Genomic DNA, 1754 nt, shown 5'->3' on the forward strand with positions numbered 1-1754 from the left:
CGTTGAGGCTGTAGAAAAACCCCTTTCCACGGATGGATAGACGGCCAAAATGACAGCCGTTGCATCACGTCACTCAACGGCGTGGTTTCTTGGGGTTTCGCGTTGCGGGTTACCCGGCTTGATCTGACGCGATGGGTGGGCGTCCCAGGCGCCCATGGCGCGCCTTGTGCCGCTCAGGCCGCCTTGCGGTAGTTCGCCCACTTCTCGATGTTGTGGACCAGCGCAAACAACTTCCATTGGCCATCCACCTTCGCCTGACCGCGAAGGGTGAAGCGGTTGAGTCGCTTGTTGGCGCGCACGTTGCCGAAGACGGGTTCGACGGTGGCGAAGCGTCGCCCGTACTGTTCGCGTCCCCACGCGCTGTCGATGCGCTCGCGCATGCGCTGGCTGTGGGTTGGCTCGGCTTTGCGGGTGAGCACGGCAACTTGCCGTGAGCGTGTGGTTTCGGGTTTTCGCAAGCACTTCGCACGCAGTGGGCAGCCTTGGCAGGCAGCCTGTGGTGCGCGGAACTTGATCGCGGCATAGCCGCCAATGGTGCAGTCCTTGCCGTTGCGATGCAGGCGCTTGCCGGCCGGACAGATCGCGTAGGACTGGTCCGGCGCGATGATGAAGTCCTCGCTGCCAAACAGGCGTGGCTTTGTCGGTTTGCGTGTCTTGTCGTGCAACGGATCGGGCTTGGCCAGGTGCTTGTCCTGCCCGGCGAAGCGTTCGTCACGCCGGCGCATCGCGTTGTCGGCGATCAGGGCGTCAATGCCCTGGTCGGCCAACGCGGCGAGGTTGGCTTCGCTGTGATAGCCGGCATCGGCGGTGATCAGCGTCGATGCGGTGCGCTGCTCGGCGCAGGCGTCCAGTACGGGCAACAACAATTCCTGTTCGGCGCCGGTGCCGTGAGCCGAAGCCTCGACGATAACCTGGTGCCTGGCATCGACCACGGCCACGCCGCAATAGCCCTGGATCACGCCCTTGTCGGTGGCCAGCTTGGCCGATTCGTTATCAGTGCGATTGGACTTGCGGACCTTGCCGCGCGAACCGGGCCGATCTTGCGGATGATCGGCCAGCCATTGGCGGATCTTCGTTGCCTCGCGAGTAAGGCGCTCGATGCGTTCGGCGGCCTTGGCATCCCGCACGTCTTCGGCCGCGCCGGCATCGTTGGCCTGGTGACGTTCCAACATCGTGGTGGCCGCGCGCTCCATCTTCTGTGCCTGCGCAAGGAACTCCGCGCGCGTACCGGAGCGGTGTTTGGACGCGTTGGAAGGCAGCTTCACGCCATCGATGGCGAACATCTGGCGCCCGATCAGACCCTCGCCGTCGAGCAACGTCAGCACCTGGGCAAAGACGGTCGCGATCGCCCCGCGCGAGCGGCTGACGAAGTCCGCGATGGTGGTGAAGTGTGGCTTGGCGTCGCCGGTCAGGGCGATGAACAGCACGTTGTCGCGGCAGGCGCGCTCGATCGAGCGGGAGCTCACCATGCCTTGGGAATACGCCAGCAGCACCGCCTTGAGCAACATCGTCGGCGCATGGGCCGGCGCGCCGCTGTCGTCATTGCGGTAATGCGCATCGAAGGCGGACAGATCCAGCTGATCGACCAGATGGTGCACGGCATGGGCAAATGATCCCGGCACCAGCTGCGCCTGCAGATCCACCGGCAACAGCCGCGGACTCATATCGATATGCCGGTAGCGTGCCATGCCGCCCCCTTGTTCACGTGGGGGTATTGAAGCAAGATCGGCGGAGGTTTTTCTACAACCTCGTTA

At 64.0% G+C, this 1754-nt stretch carries 1 protein-coding gene; it reads right to left on the bottom strand.

The genetic code is table 11. From position 1 onward, the window contains the following. Nucleotides 1-173: 173 nt before the first annotated feature. Entirely contained in the window at nucleotides 174-1688 is a 1515-nt protein-coding gene (locus RHOFW104R8_RS10890) for an IS1182 family transposase (RefSeq protein ID WP_068094664.1), read from the bottom strand. Between the last annotated feature and the right edge of the window lie 66 nt (nucleotides 1689-1754).

It is taken from the genome of Rhodanobacter sp. FW104-R8, from assembly GCF_001617365.1.
GTDB lineage: Bacteria > Pseudomonadota > Gammaproteobacteria > Xanthomonadales > Rhodanobacteraceae > Rhodanobacter.

What these genes read in the sequence shown, in the direction of transcription:
- RHOFW104R8_RS10890 (WP_068094664.1), bottom strand. Translation starts at nt 1,688, where the DNA reads ATGGCACGCTACCGGCATATCGATATGAGTCCGCGGCTGTTGCCGGTG.